The organism is Bacillus sp. FSL R9-9834 (assembly GCF_038006905.1).
In the GTDB taxonomy this organism is placed as follows: Bacteria; Bacillota; Bacilli; order Bacillales; family Bacillaceae_G; genus Bacillus_A; species Bacillus_A pacificus.
Genome location: NZ_JBBOWD010000001.1, coordinates 2,953,399 through 2,973,201 on the forward strand (window position 1 = coordinate 2,953,399; position 19,803 = coordinate 2,973,201).

General features: G+C 35.2%; 14 protein-coding genes and 2 pseudogenes. 1 reads left to right on the forward strand and 15 read right to left on the reverse strand.

Annotated features, from left to right (window positions below; all coding sequences use genetic code 11):
• Positions 1-171: 171 nt before the first annotated feature.
• The 8 genes from MKY00_RS15335 to MKY00_RS15370 all read right to left on the reverse strand — a co-directional run bounded on the left by MKY00_RS15335 (position 172) and on the right by MKY00_RS15370 (position 10,475).
• Positions 172-1,197 carry an alpha/beta hydrolase gene (locus MKY00_RS15335; protein WP_016717917.1) on the reverse strand — a complete coding sequence of 342 codons (1,026 nt, stop codon included), beginning with the start codon at positions 1,195-1,197 and terminating at the stop codon, positions 172-174.
• 409 nt (positions 1,198-1,606) lie between these two features.
• Positions 1,607-2,128, reverse strand: a complete 522-nt coding sequence (locus tag MKY00_RS15340; RefSeq protein WP_000992255.1) for a hypothetical protein — start codon at positions 2,126-2,128, stop codon at positions 1,607-1,609.
• A gap of 79 nt (positions 2,129-2,207) precedes the next feature.
• Complete coding sequence (locus MKY00_RS15345) at positions 2,208-4,832, reverse strand: DUF2309 domain-containing protein (RefSeq protein WP_016717918.1); 2,625 nt, start codon at positions 4,830-4,832, stop codon at positions 2,208-2,210.
• A complete protein-coding gene (locus MKY00_RS15350; protein WP_016717919.1) occupies positions 4,832-6,364 on the reverse strand; it encodes an NADH dehydrogenase subunit 5 in 1,533 nt (510 codons plus the stop codon). The genes MKY00_RS15345 and MKY00_RS15350 overlap by 1 nt, the downstream gene beginning before the upstream one ends.
• Before the next feature lie 596 nt (positions 6,365-6,960).
• Positions 6,961-7,323: a DUF2294 domain-containing protein gene (locus tag MKY00_RS15355; RefSeq protein ID WP_016717920.1), complete on the reverse strand. Its 363-nt coding sequence runs from the start codon at positions 7,321-7,323 to the stop codon at positions 6,961-6,963.
• A gap of 420 nt (positions 7,324-7,743) precedes the next feature.
• Positions 7,744-8,439 (reverse strand): hypothetical protein, encoded by a 696-nt coding sequence (locus MKY00_RS15360; RefSeq protein ID WP_016717921.1) that lies wholly within the window; start codon positions 8,437-8,439, stop codon positions 7,744-7,746.
• A 12-nt stretch (positions 8,440-8,451) separates the two neighbouring features.
• Complete coding sequence (locus MKY00_RS15365) at positions 8,452-9,549, reverse strand: DUF58 domain-containing protein (RefSeq protein WP_029141143.1); 1,098 nt, start codon at positions 9,547-9,549, stop codon at positions 8,452-8,454.
• The gene (locus MKY00_RS15370) at positions 9,546-10,475 is read right to left on the reverse strand and encodes an AAA family ATPase (protein WP_016717923.1); all 930 of its coding nucleotides are present in this window, start codon (positions 10,473-10,475) and stop codon (positions 9,546-9,548) included. Before MKY00_RS15370 ends, MKY00_RS15365 begins: the two co-directional genes overlap by 4 nt.
• A gap of 196 nt (positions 10,476-10,671) precedes the next feature.
• On the opposite strand from MKY00_RS15370, the pseudogene MKY00_RS15375 reads away from it, so the two are divergent.
• A pseudogene (locus MKY00_RS15375) lies at positions 10,672-10,773 on the forward strand (GNAT family N-acetyltransferase); the annotation flags it as partial.
• An 80-nt stretch (positions 10,774-10,853) separates the two neighbouring features.
• Here MKY00_RS15375 and menA read toward each other — a convergent pair.
• The 7 genes and pseudogenes from menA to MKY00_RS15410 all read right to left on the reverse strand — a co-directional run bounded on the left by menA (position 10,854) and on the right by MKY00_RS15410 (position 19,653).
• Positions 10,854-11,765 (reverse strand): 1,4-dihydroxy-2-naphthoate polyprenyltransferase, encoded by a 912-nt coding sequence (menA, locus tag MKY00_RS15380; protein WP_016717924.1) that lies wholly within the window; start codon positions 11,763-11,765, stop codon positions 10,854-10,856.
• A 195-nt stretch (positions 11,766-11,960) separates the two neighbouring features.
• Complete coding sequence (locus MKY00_RS15385) at positions 11,961-12,845, reverse strand: alpha/beta fold hydrolase (protein WP_016717925.1); 885 nt, start codon at positions 12,843-12,845, stop codon at positions 11,961-11,963.
• 167 nt (positions 12,846-13,012) lie between these two features.
• Entirely contained in the window at positions 13,013-14,008 is a 996-nt protein-coding gene (locus tag MKY00_RS15390; protein ID WP_016717926.1) for a CgeB family protein, read from the reverse strand.
• Positions 14,009-14,270: 262 nt separating this feature from the next.
• Entirely contained in the window at positions 14,271-14,906 is a 636-nt protein-coding gene (locus tag MKY00_RS15395) for a DJ-1/PfpI family protein (RefSeq protein WP_141114914.1), read from the reverse strand.
• Positions 14,902-15,048: pseudogene (locus MKY00_RS15400) on the reverse strand (aminoglycoside phosphotransferase family protein); the annotation flags it as partial. The pseudogene MKY00_RS15400 and the gene MKY00_RS15395, both read right to left, overlap by 5 nt.
• A gap of 5 nt (positions 15,049-15,053) precedes the next feature.
• Positions 15,054-15,884 carry a GNAT family N-acetyltransferase gene (locus MKY00_RS15405; RefSeq protein ID WP_016717929.1) on the reverse strand — a complete coding sequence of 277 codons (831 nt, stop codon included), beginning with the start codon at positions 15,882-15,884 and terminating at the stop codon, positions 15,054-15,056.
• Positions 15,885-16,182: 298 nt separating this feature from the next.
• The gene (locus MKY00_RS15410) at positions 16,183-19,653 is read right to left on the reverse strand and encodes a glycosyl hydrolase family 95 catalytic domain-containing protein (protein ID WP_033678458.1); all 3,471 of its coding nucleotides are present in this window, start codon (positions 19,651-19,653) and stop codon (positions 16,183-16,185) included.
• Positions 19,654-19,803: the final 150 nt, after the last annotated feature.

A 19,803-nucleotide genomic window follows, 5' to 3' on the forward strand; every position in this document is an offset into this window, starting at 1 on the left:
AGTGCACCGTCCTAAATAAAATAGTTATATCCCCATCTGTATCTCCAAATCATTCTTACTATATACTTCTTATCAAAATTATTCTTGCTATCATTAAATTATTAGTACAATATGTTTGTCCACTCATATTTGGTATTAAACTAAGCTTATAAAAAGTTAATAGTATATATATTATTTATTTTCATTTAGAAATTTAAGAACTTGGTTAAAAGCTTCTTGACCTGCTGGAGTGTTCATTTTAAATTGAAATTCATGCGCTAACTTCCCAGAGATATTTTTATCGAAGAAAAGTGTATCTACAGGTACTCCTTTATTTTGTAAAGTAGAAGCTAATGCTTTAGCTTGCTCTTCAAATGATGCAGTATTTCCATCTGTAATGAACGTTGGTGGATAATCTTTTGTAACGTGTTGATAAATAGAGGCGATTTCCATTTCAGGTAATGTTTCAAACTTCTTTTTCCCAAAGTAAGCCCAGCCAGTAGTACGCATAAAGTCTTGTACTTCTTTGGATGTTTCCATTTTAGCTAATGCAGGCATATTATACGGACCGCAAAATAGCAGTATACCTTTAATTGTAGAAGGACCAACAATAGCGTCGATTCCAGTTAATTTCGCATAATCTGGAGATGTTTGAATAGTAACGAATTGTCCAGATATTTGCGCTCCAGCAGAATCTCCGGCAAAATACAGGTCATCTAGTTTCACATTATATTTCTTTGCATTTTCTTTTATATATTCGTAAGCCTCACCAAGTTGTAGTACTGGTGTAGGATACTTTCTTTTAGGAGCAAGAGCATAATTTATATTTATTACTGTATAACCACGAGCAGCTAATTCTACTGCATAACCAGTAATGTCTGATTTATCTCCACCTACAAACCCACCCCCGTGCACCCAAAAAATAACAGATTTTTTTCCCGTAAGGTTTTTGGGATAAATAATATCTAATGTACCATCAGGAAATTTAGAATTATAATTGATATCTTTAACAATTCGTGTCTCTTTTAGAGCATTTTTATAATTGTTAGATTGAACAAACATTCCACCTTCAAATGCTTTTTTTATGAGAAACGCTTTTGGAATAGGTGAAACATTCCAAAAAACAACTCCCGCAATAATCAATCCGAAAACAATACAAATAGTTAGCAACATTCTTTTTTTCCATATTATTTTAGGTTTTAACTGTTTTATTGTCATAATTAAAGAATCTCCATTATTTTTAATAATAATCTTAAAATAAAGTGAAACTTTAATCAGTGGGGGTTTTCTTCATCCCCCACTGATTATTAGTTGAACCAATCGGACTTTTATGGGCAGTTGATCCCCCGCCTAACTTCTTTGCTTTCGCTGAATTTTGAGGTGGGGGTCTTACTGCCCATTAAAGCGGGATAAATCACAACATAAACTTTTATTTCCCACCTGCTAATCCGTCCTTAAAATTTCATCCAAAAGGTTATATATTTTTATTATGTACATATTAGATATCTCCTATAAAACACATTAAAAATTCAAACAAAAAGAGCAAAAGATCCCCATTTATAGAAGATTTCTTTTGCTCTTTGTAAAAGACATAAGTCCAAATAAAAGTTGCTTATCTATCGATAATTTACACATAAGAATGCATTTGTTTTACTACTTGATTAGCAGAAACTTCAACAACTGTTTCTTTTCCACCTGTTCTATCAATCTTGAAACCATGAACTTTAACATTAGAAGGCACTAACGGATGATGACGAATCATATCTATACTCTTCTCAATATTTTCACTAACATTTTCTTTTCCACTTAGCCATTCCTCAAGACTACCACTTGAAAATTCAGGCATGCAATTTTTAAAGAGATAGTCTAGTTCCTTGTTATTTTTTATGGAATCACGTTGAATTTGTAGATTAACTACATTAGTTTCTTTATCCTCTATTCCGACAACAAAAATTTCTTCCACATTTTCTTCATAAATAGCAATAATAATAGATCTCATTATATCTCCATAAGGATGTACAATTACAGAATCGTAGCTGTGTATAGTCAACATGTTTTCTCGTTGAACGTTAGTTACTTGTTGGATAATAGGCTCTATCCCGTGTTCAATGTCTGTTAACAATAAAACCTTTTTATTCTTTGCATTCATATATAGCACTCCTTCTTCATGATTGTATTTATGAAACTTTTAAACTAGTAACGATAGTTGATTGTTCATGACATGATTGTTACCAATTTTTCCATTGTCCTTCTGGATCAACACTCGCCAGTCTAACCCACCCATTTTTAACTTTTTCTCGAAATGTGAAATCATTCTTTAGCAAACGTTCTATATATTTAGTAGGCGCTTGAATTACAATGAGTAAACGAAGTGGTGAGTGATACGTCTCATTATCTGACTGCATAACGGATTGCCAAGGTAAGCCTGATAACAAATCACTTGCATTTCCCTGCATAACACCGAGACCTGACGTTACAGTTTGTGTTGTTTTATTCCCACTACCATAATAATGAGGGGCTACAGTTGAAGCGTAATATTGTAGATTGATCCACTGCGCTACTGTTCCTGGTCCCGCTATGATACTAGCTAATATATCGCCACTTTCATCCTGTTTCCAATCATAATTATGAAGGAAGGCCCTTCCTTCTAAGTCACAATCCTGCGTTAATTCACGCTGTCCGATGATAAAAGATGCATTACGGGCTAATCCCCATTCTGGACGTATTTCACTCCAATCTTCTGCAAATCGATGTGCCTCTTTACTCGGATTTTTTATTTTCATTTTAAAATTAGGTAATTGTGTTAAACGCTCTCTGTTTGCATGTTGGCTCACATTTGGCATAACCGACTCAATACGATCAAATGCTTCTTGCGCAGCTTCCGAAAGTTTTGGGACGTAAATCCATTCCAATTCATCCACTGTTGTTTTATGTTCAGCTGCTACAAAAATGGTGTCCTCAGGAATTTTAATACCTTCAGCAGACAACGCCTCTCTTACTTCTGGAAGATTACATAAAGTAGCAAAAACTCTTGCATTGAATCCTCCTGCTGCTCCGCCACAAGCACCACACTCAAGCGCTGCAGCATAAGGGTTGTTCGTACTTTGACTACTATGTCCGCACATTACAACTAAAGGCGCGAATTTTTCTGTCAATCCCACCATTTTTAAAGCTTGACGCACATAGTTCACTTTTTCTTCCTTCGTAAAACCGATCGGTATCTCACATTTTGTATCATGAACATGATTAAGTGAGAATGTTGTATCCGGCTTTTGTAACATCGTTTTACGAAGGTTACGAATGAAACTGCCTACTCTTCTTGGCACAAAACTTCTTGTCACCATTTGTAAACCAAGTAAAGGGCCACTTACCTCAGGTAGTAACATACTTGTCAATACATTTTGTTTCATCGTCTTAAACGTATAACTTACTGAGCTGTCTATCTTCTTGCGTTGTTTATAATTTTTAAATTCCTTTTCATCCGTGAGTTCTTTTATTTGATGTTTCGGTTTTAATATAACTGGCAAAGAAGGATGACTGTCATTACTACCTAATTCACTAGTCGCAATTGGTAACCCGAAGAAACCGGCTATTCCAAACGTTTCGAACGGACCTAATTTTTCTAGGTGGCGACGAAAAGGTTCTGAACGTACATCAATACAGAACGCTAATTGAGCTAATACATGTTTTTTATCATTCGTTGCACGTTGTTTAGAAGCGATCTTCTCCCTTAATTGCTCAGCATGCGTCTGTTCCCAAGCTTCCAGCCAAAGTTTCCTGCGAATATTTTCATCAAAACGATAGGAAAATGCTAATAATTCACTTTGTTCAGTGGCAGACATTTGTAACCATTCCTCTATTGAAATATCCCCCCAATAGATCCAAGAAGCTATAAGTGGGACAACCTCAACTTTTTTCTCAATCTTTTGATTTTTTATAGGTAAATAAGGTTTTACAATGGCTAGCTCCATAGAAATTCGAACTGCTAAATATTCTATAACGAGTTCCTGTTCCTGAATTGATTGTTGGGAACGCCATCGTATCATTCCTGCCCATCCAGGCAAAGCAAGCAAGTGACCTTCAAGGTAAGCTTGCTTGTTAGATTCAGAAATTCCTAGTTCAGATAATGCTTTTGTTAAAGCTCCCTGGGCATCTTGTGGCCAATCTTTTAAAACTTTACGCTCATTTTTACTGAGCGCTGGATCAAATGTAATAAGGTGGTGCCATGCACGATACAAGCCTTTCTCTCGGTTTGGCATCGTCCAGCTTGCCCCGGAGTCATCCAAATATAATTTACACCATTTAATGATGTGATAATTAAGAATATCAGATAGATTTTCACCCTTTTGATTCTCTATAAGTGTACTTACAGGTTGCATAGAAGAGTCTTTCATACTTCTTGTATTTATATAGCTCATTTCTTCTGCCAGTTTATTTACTTCTGGCGATGATAACAAACTAGAAGGTAATCTTTCTAACTTTAAAGCTTCTTGGCAAAAACGCTCCGCTTTCTCTCGCGGAATATGAAAAGATTGTGAATCAAGCCAACGAGACAAGCCACTTTGTAAAAATGATTCCTCAATCTCCCCTTTTGCCTTTGCCGAATGAATCATAGAAGCACTCGGATATATATCCACATTACGAATTTCTTTTAACCAATCTGCAACTTGTTCAAATGATTGTTTTTCAAGCCCCATCCAAGGGTGATGAGCTGCAAATGTAGCAATCGGCCAAAGTGGTGCAATCGCTCGGCTAGCAGATTTAACTAAATCATTCATATTATTTTCTTGTACTTCAATGTTTGTCTCTTTCTTTTTTAAAGTTTCTTTCGTTACGATTGACGATACGCTCATCACTGATTACCCCCTTTTGATACATAATGTTTCAGATAGCTCGGATGACTTTCTACTGACTTTCGTCTCGCCTCACCTACTCGAACGAACCAAAGGTACATTACAGCAAATATAGTAGAGGATTGGTTACGAGTAACGAGAGTACTAATAGCACTACCAAATAATAAGAGACATATAACAAAAATAACGGCTGGAGCTGAAGGTTGAACGCTTTGATACATGTCAGTATGCAACCATTTATAAAGAGAATTATGAACTGTAAAGTAAATGAGAGAAAATCCAGCTAAAATAAATAGACCAACAATTCTTCCCATTCTTCCCTCTCCAAAAACAACAAGCTGTTTCCATGAAAAGTATAATGACCACCCTAAGACGAACGCACTAACGAATTGATACCCTTCTCCAGAAGTCGTAAACCAAAATGCAATCACTATAAATAATCCGAAAACACGCCCGACTATCATCCATAAATTGGACATCTTTTCATTAGACTGCTTCACTTCCCCAAAACGTTGTACGGAAGAACCAGCTTGTAAAAACAGTGTAGCTTTAAACAAACCATGTAAAATTAAATGAATAACAGCCGCTAAATAAGCTCCTAATGCGCATTGAATCAGCATAAACCCCATTTGTGCAATAGTTGATCCCACTAGCTGACGTTTATAATCAACCTGAACTAGGCTAATTCCTGTTCCGATTAAGACAGAAATACTAGAGAAAATTAGTAAAATGATTTGTGCAATATCATCATGAAACAGTGGCGAAAATCTAGTTAACATGATACCGCCAGCATTTACTAACCCCGCATGCATAATAGCAGAAACAGGAGTTGGAGCAACAGCCGACTCAATTAACCATCTTTGGAAAGGCCATTGTGCTGCTGGAATCATCACAGCTACTATAATGAATAAGTTAATTCCTGTTTTCTCCAATTTTCCAAATTGAGCTACATTTTCATTCGTTACAACTGATGTTAACTGCCACTGTCCAGTGATTTGAAAAAGCCAAATGATAGCTGCTAGCAAGGCGATCCAGCTTATTGTAAATAAATAGCCAGAGATTTTTGTTGCTTCACTAACTACTTTCCATCCTTTATTTAGACCTATGAGTAAAACCAATCCTATAAGAGTTGCTCCCCAACAAATAATCATGAAACGAAGATCATTACTTAACCATGCAACCGAAGATACACCTGTAGTAAATGTAAAAAGTGCAAAGTATTTTCGATATGAGCGATCTCCCAGTAAGTAACGTACAGAAAAGCGCTGAATAATTAAACCGATTGTAAGAACAAAGAAAGCCATGAACCAAGCTAAAGTATCTAGATGCCAAGGCCCTACAACGCTATCTCCATTGTGATTAACAAGTGCAAGTAAAGAAACCAATGAAGGCAAAGCAGCGATACCGATATGGATATGAACAAAACGTAAAGGTATCCTTGCATGTAAAAACAATAATCCACTTAGCCAAGAAGCACTAAGCGCCATAAAAAATAATGTTAACAATGTTGATGAACTTAGCGAAATTAACATGTAAATACTCCCTTCTAAACGAAAATAAACTGTAAGAATTCCTTTTCATTACGATAATTTTTTAAATTTTCATTCACTATTTTTAGTACATCGTTTTTTCCCATAAAAAAAACCGACAACTTCCATAATTCAATGATTTTATATCATCATTAAATTATGGAGATTGTCGGTTTCCCTTCAACTAACTTCAATAAAGTTTTTTGAAGAGCTCCCATTTTATAAAAGAATGTATGTATTACTCCTATTAAAAAGAAAAGTATATTTCTGATCTCCTAGATTATACAATCAATATATCAATTTATGTTATGCGCCATCTTTTCATTAAGAAACTTTTTCATTTAGTCAATATTACATATTAAAAAAATGCTAAAGCCTTAATTATAGCAAACAGTTAAAATAAGCATCTATTAATTTCTAAAACAATTATAAGATAAACCATATTAAGCAGTTTGTCAATTTTTTTATCAGTTTTTAAGATTTATTATACGTAAATAACTTCAAATTTTTAATTATTATCATGTTAATAAATGTAAATAAAGTGCAAAACTTTTAGGTTTCTTAATTATCTCCCACTAGCCCTACGGTGGTTTTAATTTTTAAAACTTTTCCTCAAGATTATGAAACAATTTAAAAATCATTACTCGTTCACCTGTACGAGAGCTTATATCCGTATGAAAACTTTTCACTTTCTCTCCAGTTAATTCTAGTATGATCTCTTTCAAATCGTCAATTCCAGATTCAACTAGCTCCGAACGATTTTTCTTTATCGTTAGCATACCATCTTTCGTTTCGCAAACAGTATATTCAGCCGGTGTTAAAATACCTTGTAAATTTACGATAATCATATCTCGTAATATGTCTGTCTTAACAGATATAGACCCGCGTCCTAAGTAGTCCTTTTCCCAATGAGTAATTGCTTTGCTTATCTCTGATTCAATAGAGCCTTTTGAGCTTTTCATTTATGTATCCTCCTTAAATAAAATAAATTTACAATAACAATATAATAATCTGGATTGATTTTATTTTCAATTATTGAGAAGAATTTATAGAAATCGTTGTAAGGAATCCTTTAGGATTAAAATAAATTTTTATATGGCGATATACGTTTTTGGGGTTATTCCTAACAAGATACTCTTACTATAAAGACTCTGTTGCATAGATTTCTGAAAAGGACATTCCAGAGAAAATAAGGGATTTCTTGTGACATAATACATAAACGAAAGAGCCTACTCTGATGAGTAGACTCTTTCTGTTTTTAATAGCTCTGCTACTGTTGAATCAACTGTATCACTAAAGGTTGTACTCCCAAAACGATGGCATACGATCTGTTCCCATCTTTTTTTCTGACTTAAGTTGATGCGATTATATCATTCTACAGCTTATATATGTTTTTGTATCCATTCATGTATAAATTGTTTTTCATCTGGAGTAAAGGCTAGATCCCCATAACGAATTTTCTCGTACACTTCTACTATTTCATGTGAACAACCGATACGTGTTAACCATTGTTGAATCGTTTCATAGGAACGTCTTTGTTTAGATACTGGTAAATTCCGTTCCCATTTCACTAATTCAGCACGTATAGGATTATGAGGCAATGCATTTATTTTTTTCGTTCCGATGGGAGATTGATCTATTTGGAACGGAAGTTTTTTTTCATCTATCTTATCTTGTAGTAATTGTTCTTTATTTCTTCTGGACTTATAAATGAGCCCAACAATACATAATATTATAATACAAAAGTAAATTATTATATTATTCTTAGATGTGATTTCTCCTTTTACAAGCGGAATGTGTGAACTTTCATCCCCTGTTTCTCTAGGTTCATCAATCCATAATTTCCCGCCCTTTTCGTCATCTGATTTATTACTCGCTTCACCATAAAAGTCTTCCTTACTCTTTCCACTGGTCAACGTTTCTGCAAAACCATCTATAAGATAAAATTTTGTGTTATTAATCATCCATTCCTGAAATATTTCACGTGAATATAGGGCTCCTTGTGTTAGAAAAAAGGCAAGAATTATAGCAATACAAAATACAATTAAGCGAAACCTAGCAACCATCCACTTGTCCATACTATCTCCTTTCTATTTTACAACCTGCAACCAGTTTGTTTGCTGCTGTGGTGGATATCCAATTATAAGTGGGATAGCACCCGGTTCTTGCTTTCGGAAACCCGTTTTATAAAATACCTCTGAGGACACAGGCTGGTCGTTTTCCGTAATTGTAGACAACAATTGTAAAGCCTTATATAACTGTGAGCGATTTCCCCCCGAACGGATTTGTAAAATACCGTTATTATGTACACTATTTACCCATAGTTCAAAAGAGCAATCTTGTACAAGTAACTGCTTACACACCCCTGTCGTTACCTCAATTAACCATTCTATATCTGTACGCCATGTATAAGAATTCTTACCAACAAGATTGAGATAAACCGCATAACGGTCCCCTTGCGAAGGTTCGTATTTTTTAGCACTTAATACGCCTGTCCTTGCAGTTGCTCCCCAATGAATAGCCCGAAACACTTCTCCTTCATATGGTTTTACACCTATAATTTTTGTTTCGTTATATAAAGGCGAAACCGTTGCTGTACGGTACCCTTGTTGCCATCGCTTTGTTTCTGGGATAGTTACCTTCGCGATTCTTGGATAAACATGAAATAAAGGCACTTGTTTATATTTGTATGTATAATGTAAAGTAACGAGGCGAAAAGGATCACTCATTACAATTTCTATATGATCCCATTTCCATTTACCACGTTGCCTAGCTTGCGCATACAAATCAATGACAATCTCCTCATTTTTCGAAAGAGATAATGGAATACTATAAAAATTCCCATGCTTTACCCAGTTTTCTTTTATATGCCATTCTATCCCTCTTTGTGAACGAAAGCAGAAATTGAGAAAGGGAATAGGCATTTTCATATCATTTTGAATATATATTTTACAATGTCCCTTTTCATCAATAAAAAGCCGCTCATGATACTGTACAATTCTCCATTTTACTTTAGAGATTTTACTAACATACCAATGGGCAAATCCAATTAATAAAAAATAAGAAAACAACAAAAGAAATACAACGAAATTTTGATAAATTAACCAAAGAATAACAGTTATAATTATAAATACTATAATACTAGATAACTCTGCTATACGATGTTTTATAACGATAGTCTCCATCATACTGACTCCACTGGGGCTGATACAGTTTCTAAAATTTCTTGTATAACTTGTGTCTTAGTTGTTTTCATTTCTCCTTCAATCGTTAACGTTAATCGATGTGAGCAAACTGGTTTTGCAAGAAATCGAAAATCTTCTGGTGTACAATAACTACGTCCATTTAATAATGCTCGTGACTGAGCGGCACGCATAAAAGCTAAAGAACCTCGTGGACTAACACCAATTTCCACCAAATTATGTTCGCGGGTAGCCTTAACAATATCTAATAGATAGTTTTCTACTTCTTCATGGATTAAAATATTCTGAGCTTGTTGTTGTAAATCTAGAATCTCTTCACATGATAAAACACTTTGTAAAGACTCCATTGGATTCCCTAGACGAAATCTACGTAGCATTTCTCTTTCATTTTCCCTATTTGGATACCCTTGTCGAACAGTTAACAAAAAACGATCCAATTGTGCATCTGGGAGTGGAAATGTACCAGATGATTCCAAAGGATTCTGTGTAGCTAATACTAAAAACGGGCTCGGCAATTTGTAAGTATGACCAGAAATAGTTACAGTACGCTCCTCCATTACTTCCAATAAGGCTGATTGTGTACGAGGTACCGCACGATTAATCTCATCTACAAGTGCGATATTTGCGAAAATGGGACCCATTCGAGTTTTAAAATCAGATTCTTTCATATCAAAGTATTCGAGACCAATGACATCACCTGGTAATGTATCAGATGTAAATTGTAAACGTTGGAACTTACCATCTATACTTCTTGCTAAACTTTTTGCCAATGATGTTTTTCCTGTTCCAGGAACATCCTCTAAAAGGATATGCCCGTTTGCTACCAAAGCAATCATGACAAGTTCAATTGCAGCGTCATTTCCAACAATGATCTGAGCAATATTACTTTTAACCACCTTCAATATATCCATATAACCCTCTCCTTTAATCAAGAAATTCTAACAAGAAAACCTTTATTCTCCCAATTTATTAGTTTTGTAAACTAGTGCAGTCGATATAGCGATATTAGTATATAAAAGTAAAAAACAAAGAGATGTGCTTTAAAGTACTCCTCTTAAAAATACTAAATATTCTGTATATTGTAAATATTTTTTGTTAATTTATGTAAAATATAAATTTGTAATTAGTGGATTTGATTTTCTTGTTTATAAAGGTTTGGATAAGACAAATGATGAAGTTGCAATGTATTGGTATTTTCATTTCAAATGAAACTGTTTTTAACATGAAGCAAAGTCAAAATAAAACCCCCAATCTCTCTAAATTAAAATTGAGAAATTGGGGGTTTTTATTTAAAATAAGTAACTAATTAATAATCCTGCTGATAATAAAAAGCCAAAAATCGTATTTGTCATCGCTGTTGATTTCATGGCGATGCGCATATACCCTGGATCCTTTGCTCCTTTTTGGAAACTTTGAATGGCGGAGATTGGCTTTCTCAAACCTAGGAACATCACTAATGCCCAAGGGCTTATATAACCCATCAATACAATTACCGCGATCCATAAATAAGCAACGAAAAAGGCTACTGCTAGTGTTACTATTGCTTTTTCTCTCCCAAGGAGGATTACTAATGTCTTTCTTCCACCTTTAATATCTTCTTCGATATCTCGGATGTTATTCGACATGTTGATTGCACCGACTAAAACTCCAATTGGCATGGAAATTAATACACTTTCAGTCGTTATCGTATTCGTTTGAATAAAGAAAGCGATGAGTACAAAGCATGTCCCCATCAACAATCCAGAAACTAATTCTCCAAACGGAGTGTACGCAATTGGTAATGGACCACCTGTATATAAATAACCAACTGCCATCCCAATTAAACCAAGGACGACTAACCACCAGCTACTATTCATACAAATATAAATGCCAATAAGCGCTGCTACTACGTACAATAAAAGTGCGACTGTTAAAACATTTTTTGGTTTCAATCCGTGACGGACAATTCCGCCACCAATTCCAACAGAATCAGCTGTATCTAATCCACGTTTGAAATCATAGTACTCATTAAATAAATTCGTTGCGATTTGCAATGCTAAACATGCAGCCATCATCGCAATAAATAAAAGCCAATCAATTTTGGCAACATAAAGTGATGCCACTGTCCCTAAAATTACAGGAGAAAACGTCGCCGTTAACGTATGCGGGCGCGTCATCTTCCATATTAATTTAGCGGAACTAATTTCTTTTTCTGTCCCCATAACTTTGTTCAATCTCCCAACATTTTAAGTATAAATTACTAGCAGTATCTTTCTATCTATGTCCTGCCACGCATCTATTATATCAAAAAATGAATTGGTAATAGAACTGTAATGCTCTTGCTTATCCCTCTATCACTCTTGAATTCAGTTTTTCAAAAGAAAATCCGTTGCTCAAATGCGAACAACGGACCTTCTTTATTTGAACCAATGTAAAACATCCTCGGCAATCTCTTCCGGTCTATCCCAATGCATTAAATGCCCTGTATCTTTGTAAAGCTTAGTCGTAATATTAATACGCTTCTTAAATTCTGCTATCTGCAATTCTCTTATTTCTAAATAATTATCGGGAAGATCGCAATACAACAATAAAATATCGCTTTTAATTTTATGCGGTTTCAATGTTTTATACACCGTATATTGAAACTTAATTACACCTCTAGCGGTATCGCCAGTAGCATGCCATTTCACTTTATTATCTTCTTCCCTCATTAAATCATAAACCGCACGTTCTATTAATGGCGACCATCTAGTGTAAACCATTTTTTCTGATTGGATGAATGCTTCTTTACTATCAAAAATATATTCATCAAAATCTTTTTCGTAATGGGTAATTTCTTCTTCTAATGATCGCGGTGGACACTCTCCTTCTTTCGCATCTTTATATAGATTCGCAAAATAATCCGCATTCATTTTGCCATGATGATAACCACCATCTAACAATACCATTTTATTCACTTTTTCTGGACATTCTGCTGCATAGTGAAGTGCAACACTTGCGCCCCATGAATGTGCTACTATATGAAAGGTTTCTTTTCCTATGTGCTTAAGTAATGCTACTACCCAATTTGTTAAATGAGATGCACCGTAATCTTCATCCTTCTCAAAACTTGGTGTTTTCCCGTGTCCAGGTAGATCAAACGATACAATATGATAGTTATCCTTTAAAAGTTCCGCGATTTCGATAAAACTTAATTTTGTACTTCCTAAACCATGAAAACAAATGATTTGAGGATTACTTTTATCTCCCCATTCACAAACACTTGCTTCATATTCACCAAATTCTACAAAAAAGTGATTCATTTTTAATCTCCTCTAATTATTAGATGTAAATTAGTTTGAATACAAAATTGTTTTTTCAAAATAAATAAATTCAACAAAATTATCCAAATCCCTTTTTCATAAATGGTCTTTATAAACTACGAAAGTTAGAAAGTACTAAGCGCTTATCATTTCAGTTAATGGTTAGACTACATCTTCACACCTATGAAATGAATATAGTTTAATAATTGTACTATACGTTTATCATATGTGTGATGTTTCAAAGTTCTATCCAGTCCATTTTTTGCTATTTGTTTTCTTTCTTGTACATGTTCCAAATAATACTCCGCTTTTTCTATAAACTCCGATGCACTATTAAAAGTTTCTATTTCAACACCTGGTATGTAATGCTTTCCTACATCTGGGCGTATATCAGTTAATTGAAAAGAACCTACAGCATTAATTTCAAACGTCCTATTATTTACTGAATATGCTTGGATATTTGCAGCATTACAATTCAATTCTTTATCATTTGGTGAACGATGTAAATTTATATTAATTTTAGTCGATACGTAAAATTGCAATGCATCCTCATACTTCGCAAGTGGCAGGAGTTGTATTTTATCCTTTAACCTTCCATAATTCTTTAAATTCTCCCAACCAAATCCTACAATTTTTATGTTTTTTTCTGCTAAATACTCTGAAATAGAATCAACAAAGGTAAGTCTATTTTCAAATGCTGTACCTATAAAACTAAGATCATACTTATATGTATCTTCTTTCTGAGAAGGTTTAAACACATCTTGATTTGCTGCTAACGGAAGATGAAACACATTCTTACATCCTAACCCTCTATAAAATTTGATACAATTTAAATCTTGCGTAAATATGTAATCATAATGCGGCACAAGATGTTGTGTTACATCCGTATAATAAGGATCATCTGTCAGCCAAAGTCCAGTAGTAAATCCCGCATTCTTTAGGACTGGCATGATACTAATAATTCCCTCGTTTAAACCACCGAGTACCAAAATAAAATCCGGTTTTATTTTTAATGCGGTTTCTATCGCTCGTTCTGGGTTTACCATAATTGTATTACTGTTTACTTTTTGTAAACTATTCAAAATTGCTTCTTCGATCATTGGGTAATAAAAGGGAATGCCTGATTGAATAAATAAAATTTTCTTAGGCGTATTGTCTTTCATGTCATTTCCCCCTATTTCTACATAATCAAAGCACACGAAAATTAGCAGTCTTTATTCATTTTCATGCCCTCTTACTTTACATGTATAAGCACGGCTTATGTCCATTATGTTGAAGTTCCCTTATTTTGCAGGCTAATGGGATTTTGGAAGCTATCACGAAGGGAGTAAAATTAGGTTATATTCAACACAATCATTAAACATAGAAAACAAATACAAAAAAAGAACCTACTCGTATGAGTTGGCTCTTTCGCTTTTCAAATATCTAATACGCTCTACAGTAAAAAATATGATTAAGGTCAAAATTACCCCAAACAACTCCTCGCCGCTCGTATTCCATTCTATATTCAACAGCAGCTGCAATTTTAGGACTTGCGAACTTTTCCGTAATCCAAAGAGCTAAATCAAGTCCTGAAGTAACTCCTCTTGCAGTAATAACATTCCCTTGATCTACAATTCTATAAGGAAGAAGTTCTGCTCCATATTCACTCATTTCACCCTGCGCCAAATGATGCATTGTTGCCTTTTGACCGTTCAATATACCGGATGCAGCTAGTAGCATACCTCCTGTACAAACTCCAGCAACAATCGTTCCTTCATTGTTCATCTCTCTAATCATTTTGGTTAAAGTACCAAGCTCTGCTTGCTTTCGTGCCCCATGTTCAGCTTTATGATTCCAGCCACCACCAGGTACAATTAACAAATCTGGACGATTATCCATGCGTAAAAAATCATGTAGTTTCACCGTCACTCCAAACGAAGTAGTAACTTCTTGTTTTGGTTCACTTGAAACGAATTCAACTGTAAACGGAGCCCCTTCTTCTATCGCTCTTTTCAGTACTTCAAAAGGTGCAAAGGAGACGAGCTCTCCAAATCCATCAAACAATACAATTTGTAGTATGCCAACTATTCTTATGTAATTCTTCTTCCACTACTAATGTATGAATTTCTTTAAAATAATTCATTACTACATTTCTTATTATGTGTTTCATCCGATTCTCCTTACATGTAAAAATCCTCGATGATAGGTTTGTAAAATACATTTCATTTACTCAAAAGGAAAATAATATCCTACGTAATTAAACACATTTGTAAAGCCTACATTTTCTACAACGGCCACAGAAGGTTTATTTAATTCCATACAGTCCCAATATGGAATGATATCATTCTCCAAACACTCTTTTACGAAACTATGAGCTATCTTTTGAGCTAATTTTCTTCCTTGGTAACCCTCTATTGTTTCAATATCTATGCAGTGTATATTTTCAAATATAAATCCTGAAAAACAAACACTCACAATTAAATCGTCATAAACAATGCAATAACCGATCCCCTCATTGAAAAAACAATCCGGTGAAGACCAAAACTCTAAAATTTTCGATTGTAAAAACTCAATATTTTTCAATGAATCTCTTTGATTCTCATAAAGAGTTTTACTCATTTTCAACACTATATACCCATGTTCAATTTTAGGCTCATGATTCCCCACATAATCTTCTTCCTTTAGCGTATACACTCTTTGATTCCAACTCTTTAAGTTACGGTGCTGAAATATTCTTTCGATTGTTTTATTCCACTTCGAATGATTCCCAATTCCTTCAAAGCAATCTAGTCCTACTTTCCTCGCCTCAGGTACTATTACATGATTAATAAAACGATTCATTTCTTTATTAAACTCTTCATTTTCAGCATCTCCAATAAAGAAGAAGCCATCATTATTACCTAACCAAATAAGCCCCGAATTAGGAGAAGTCACGTTATCTACAAATATACGACCAGGATTCACCCCTGTAATTACAGCTTTGACTTCTAATTGACCGTGCGCATTTATTAAACCGCTACATTTATAAAAATCATTCTTACTTAATTCAGAAATCATAAGTTACACCACCTTTCTGAAACCACTCTATTCTAACCTTATCATTTTATCGGAATATTCTCTATTCATTTAAGTTGTTTTTGTAAATCAATGCAGTCTTGCTTATGTATAGTAAAAAAGAGCCAATCCCTATGCAATAGAAGATTGACTCTTTCCTTTATTTATAAAAATTGTTTCATACACTGAAACTCAGATTACTCTTTTTCCTATCGGATTATCCAATCCCCAATAAACTTGTGAGGGTATAGTTGGGCACATATAATCCGTATAATTACAAAGAGTAACGACTAAATCAACACTATTTATAACTCAACCAAGCATCCGCCCAATCCGCATGATCATTTCCATTACCGTTACCTGCATCATCAACGACTAGTTTTAATTCTTTCTTACCTGTAAGATCTAAATCAACAAATTTTGCTGGCGTATTATAGTACATTGTACCGCTATTAAATGCTTCTACTCCATCAAGTAATACTTTAAATACGACCGAACCGCCTTTACCACCAGGCTCCTGGTCGATTCCTACGTATGAATGAAATCGTTTGTAAGTTGCATTTGATATGTCGTACGTAATTTCTGACTTCGAATGAGTACCGATCCCTTTTTTATACGTAATTGGTCCTGTCGTTCCGAGTAATGAAAGTGGGTTTTTGTCAGTGCTTTTATCTTTTTGAACCGTTGCCCAGCCTGCGGTTGCTTTTACCCATGAAATGTCACTAAGGTAGATGCCGCCAGAAGCAACTTGCACTTTCGTTGATGTTATCACCGCATTCCCCAATTTTACAGAAACCCCAACTTCTCTTACTCCTTTAAACTCAGATGGCGGAGTTATAACAAATGAATATGTCTCCTCTCCTCCTGCCGGTAATTGAAAGTCTGTTGCTATTGGCTGTGCATTCCAGCCTTCTGGTAATTGCAATTCAATTTTTCCAGGTGTCACTTTTTCCTTCATTTCATTTTGAACCTTTACCTTTAATGTAGTCGAACCACCTTCGCTACTAATTGGATTTGGGTCAATATTTGCCGAAATTAACTTTACTGCTGGTGTTACTTCTATTTGATTGGATTTACGAACCGTCCCGCTATCTGTGTTTACTTCCGCTTCAATGGCATACTTATTAGCAACTATATCAATAGGGACAGGTAAATCTGCCTCAATTGTTTTTGACTGTCCTGGTTCAACGCCTTCAAAAGCTACTTTAATTGGCTTCACATTCCAGCTCTCTGGAGCCTTTACAACCACTTCTCCAGATGAAGATTTCAACGTACCAAAGTTTGATAAGTTTGCCTTTACCTTAACTGTATTTCCTGCTGTTACACTGCTCGGAGATTCTAGATCGAAACTAAGCATAGACTCAATTTTATACTTTTTACCCGCTTCCGTTTTAAATGAAATCATATCGCCATCCTTCGTAAATGGCACCGGTGTATTTGTGCCGACTCTTGTCACAGTAAACGATGTATTGAACATCGGACTTTTTAACTTTACATCGTTTCCATGATCAGAAGTCACCTGAATAACTGTAGGCATACCATTTTTCCAGTTCGCATCAATCGTAAATGCACCGCGTGCTCTTAATCCTTTATATGAACCGTCCTTCCAAGCTTTCGGAAGTGCAGGCAATAGTTGAATGGAGTCGGTATGGCTTTGAATTAACATTTCAGCAATTCCTGATGTTGCGCCAAAATTCCCATCAATTTGAAACGGCGGATGCGTATCAAATAAGTTGCTGAGCGTACTTCCTGTCAGTTGACCTTGCAGGATTTTATACGCATGGTCACCATCTAACAAACGTGCCCATAAGTTAATTTTATTCGCTTTACTCCAGCCTGTTCCCTCGTCACCACGATGGTTTAAAGTAACTTTAGCTGCCTCTAGCCATTCTGGTGTATTGTGATTAATCATACTTCCTGGATATAGCGCAACTAACTGGGATATATGCCTATGTGTTTCACCAGGATTATCTATATCGTCCTTCCACTCTTGCACCTGACCATATCTACCAATTTGAATTGGCGGGAATAATTTATCCCTTTTCGCCTTTAACTCATCCCGAAATACATTATCAACCTGTAAAACTTCACTCGCTTCAATTACATTAGAGAACAATTCATATACTAACTGTTGGTCAAAGGCACATCCATTAGAAATTCCACCAAGCTCTGGAGACCAGCATGGAGAAACAACTAACTTCTTATTTTGATCTTCTACTAAAAACTTACTATGAAACTCTGCCGCTTCTTTCAGTATCGGATAAATCTTTTCTTGTAAGTATTGTTTATCATCCGTAAACTTGTAATGCTCCCAAAGGTTTTGACCAATAAAGGCATTCGCACTAGGTGCCCATCCCCAGCCTAATCCCCATCCAGGCGCAGTAAATCCAAATGGATTATTCATCGTGTTAACGGTCCACCCGCCGCCTGTAACACCAAAATGTTTTTCTGCTGAAACCCTTCCCGGTTCTCTCAATGAATCAACATAATCCATTAATGGCTCAGCTGTTTCAGACAGATTTGTCACTTCTGCAGGCCAATAATTCATTTGCAAATTAATATTAAAATGATAATCACTTTCCCACGGTGGTGTGTTCGAATTATTCCATACCCCTTGCAGATTTGCAGGCAGCGTTCCTGGTCTTGAAGAAGAAATGAGCAAGTATCTTCCATATTGGAAAAATAATTCTTCTAAATACTTACTGTTTTCTTTACTGTAAGATGCTAGTAGTTCATTTGTTGGAACGGATGGTTGCTCCCCTCCTAAATTTAAAGAAACACGATTAAATAAAGAGTAATAGTCTTTTATATGTGTATATTTTAAAACCTCATAACTCTTGTTAGAAATAGCGGACATGATTTTTTCAACTTTTTGATGTGGATCTTCCCCTTTATAAGTAGGATATTTATTTTCATAATCAGTAGCTGCAGTCATAATAATTGTTAAGCTATCTGCATTTGCTACTTTAATCTTTCCATTCTCTGCTGTTAATGTCCCGCCCTCATTTAGTACTTTAAATTCCGATTCATATTTCATTCCATTATTCGCTATTTGTCCTTTTATCGTAATTTTGTTATCTTTGGACGTTACTTGCCCTCCTTGTGCACTCGTTGGTCTAACATCTAATGAAAGCTGTTTCGCTTCACTAGCAGTTAAACGCATGACCATAACGCGATCAGGATAACTTGCAAAATATTCCCTATTATATTGAACACCTTTATAGTTATAGGACACCGTAGAAATTCCCTCATTTAAGTTTAATTCCCTGCGATAATTAGAAAATGAAGACGCATCTGGCATATTAAAATCTAAATATATGTCCCCGAAATTTTGATAGGAACCAAAGCCTTTTTGAAGTCCTGTGAGAAATTGAGTAGATTCCCTTTCTGCTCCTGATTTATCACCTTTTGATAACTTTTCTCTAATGCTACTTAAGTGACTCGCTGCCCCATCACGATTCCCGTACGTATACTCACTCGTACTGCTTGGTCCACCAGTCCAAAGCGTTTTTTCATTAAACTGAATACGTTCTTGCTGGACTCCGCCAAAGACCATTCCACCCATATAGCCATTACCGATTGGCAATGCTTGTTTTTCCCAATCTTTTGCTGGCTCGTTGTACCAAAGTGATAGTTTCTTTCCCTCTGGCTTTGGAGTTTCAATCGTAATAGGTGATGTTGCTTTTGCTTTACTAAACTCTCCAGTGCCTCCTAAAGAAAATAATAAAGTACTAAAAAGCAATCCCCCTGTTAATACGTTTCTCAGTTTCAAATTTCCATCCCCTTTTGAAAAGCGAATGTAAAATGGCCCCTTCTGCACATTGACTTCTTCTATTCTCTCTTTGAAATTCGCTATTCTTTTATATGGAAGTATAAGAGGCAAAAAACATTTTCCTCTTATACTTCTTTTGAAATACCTTTT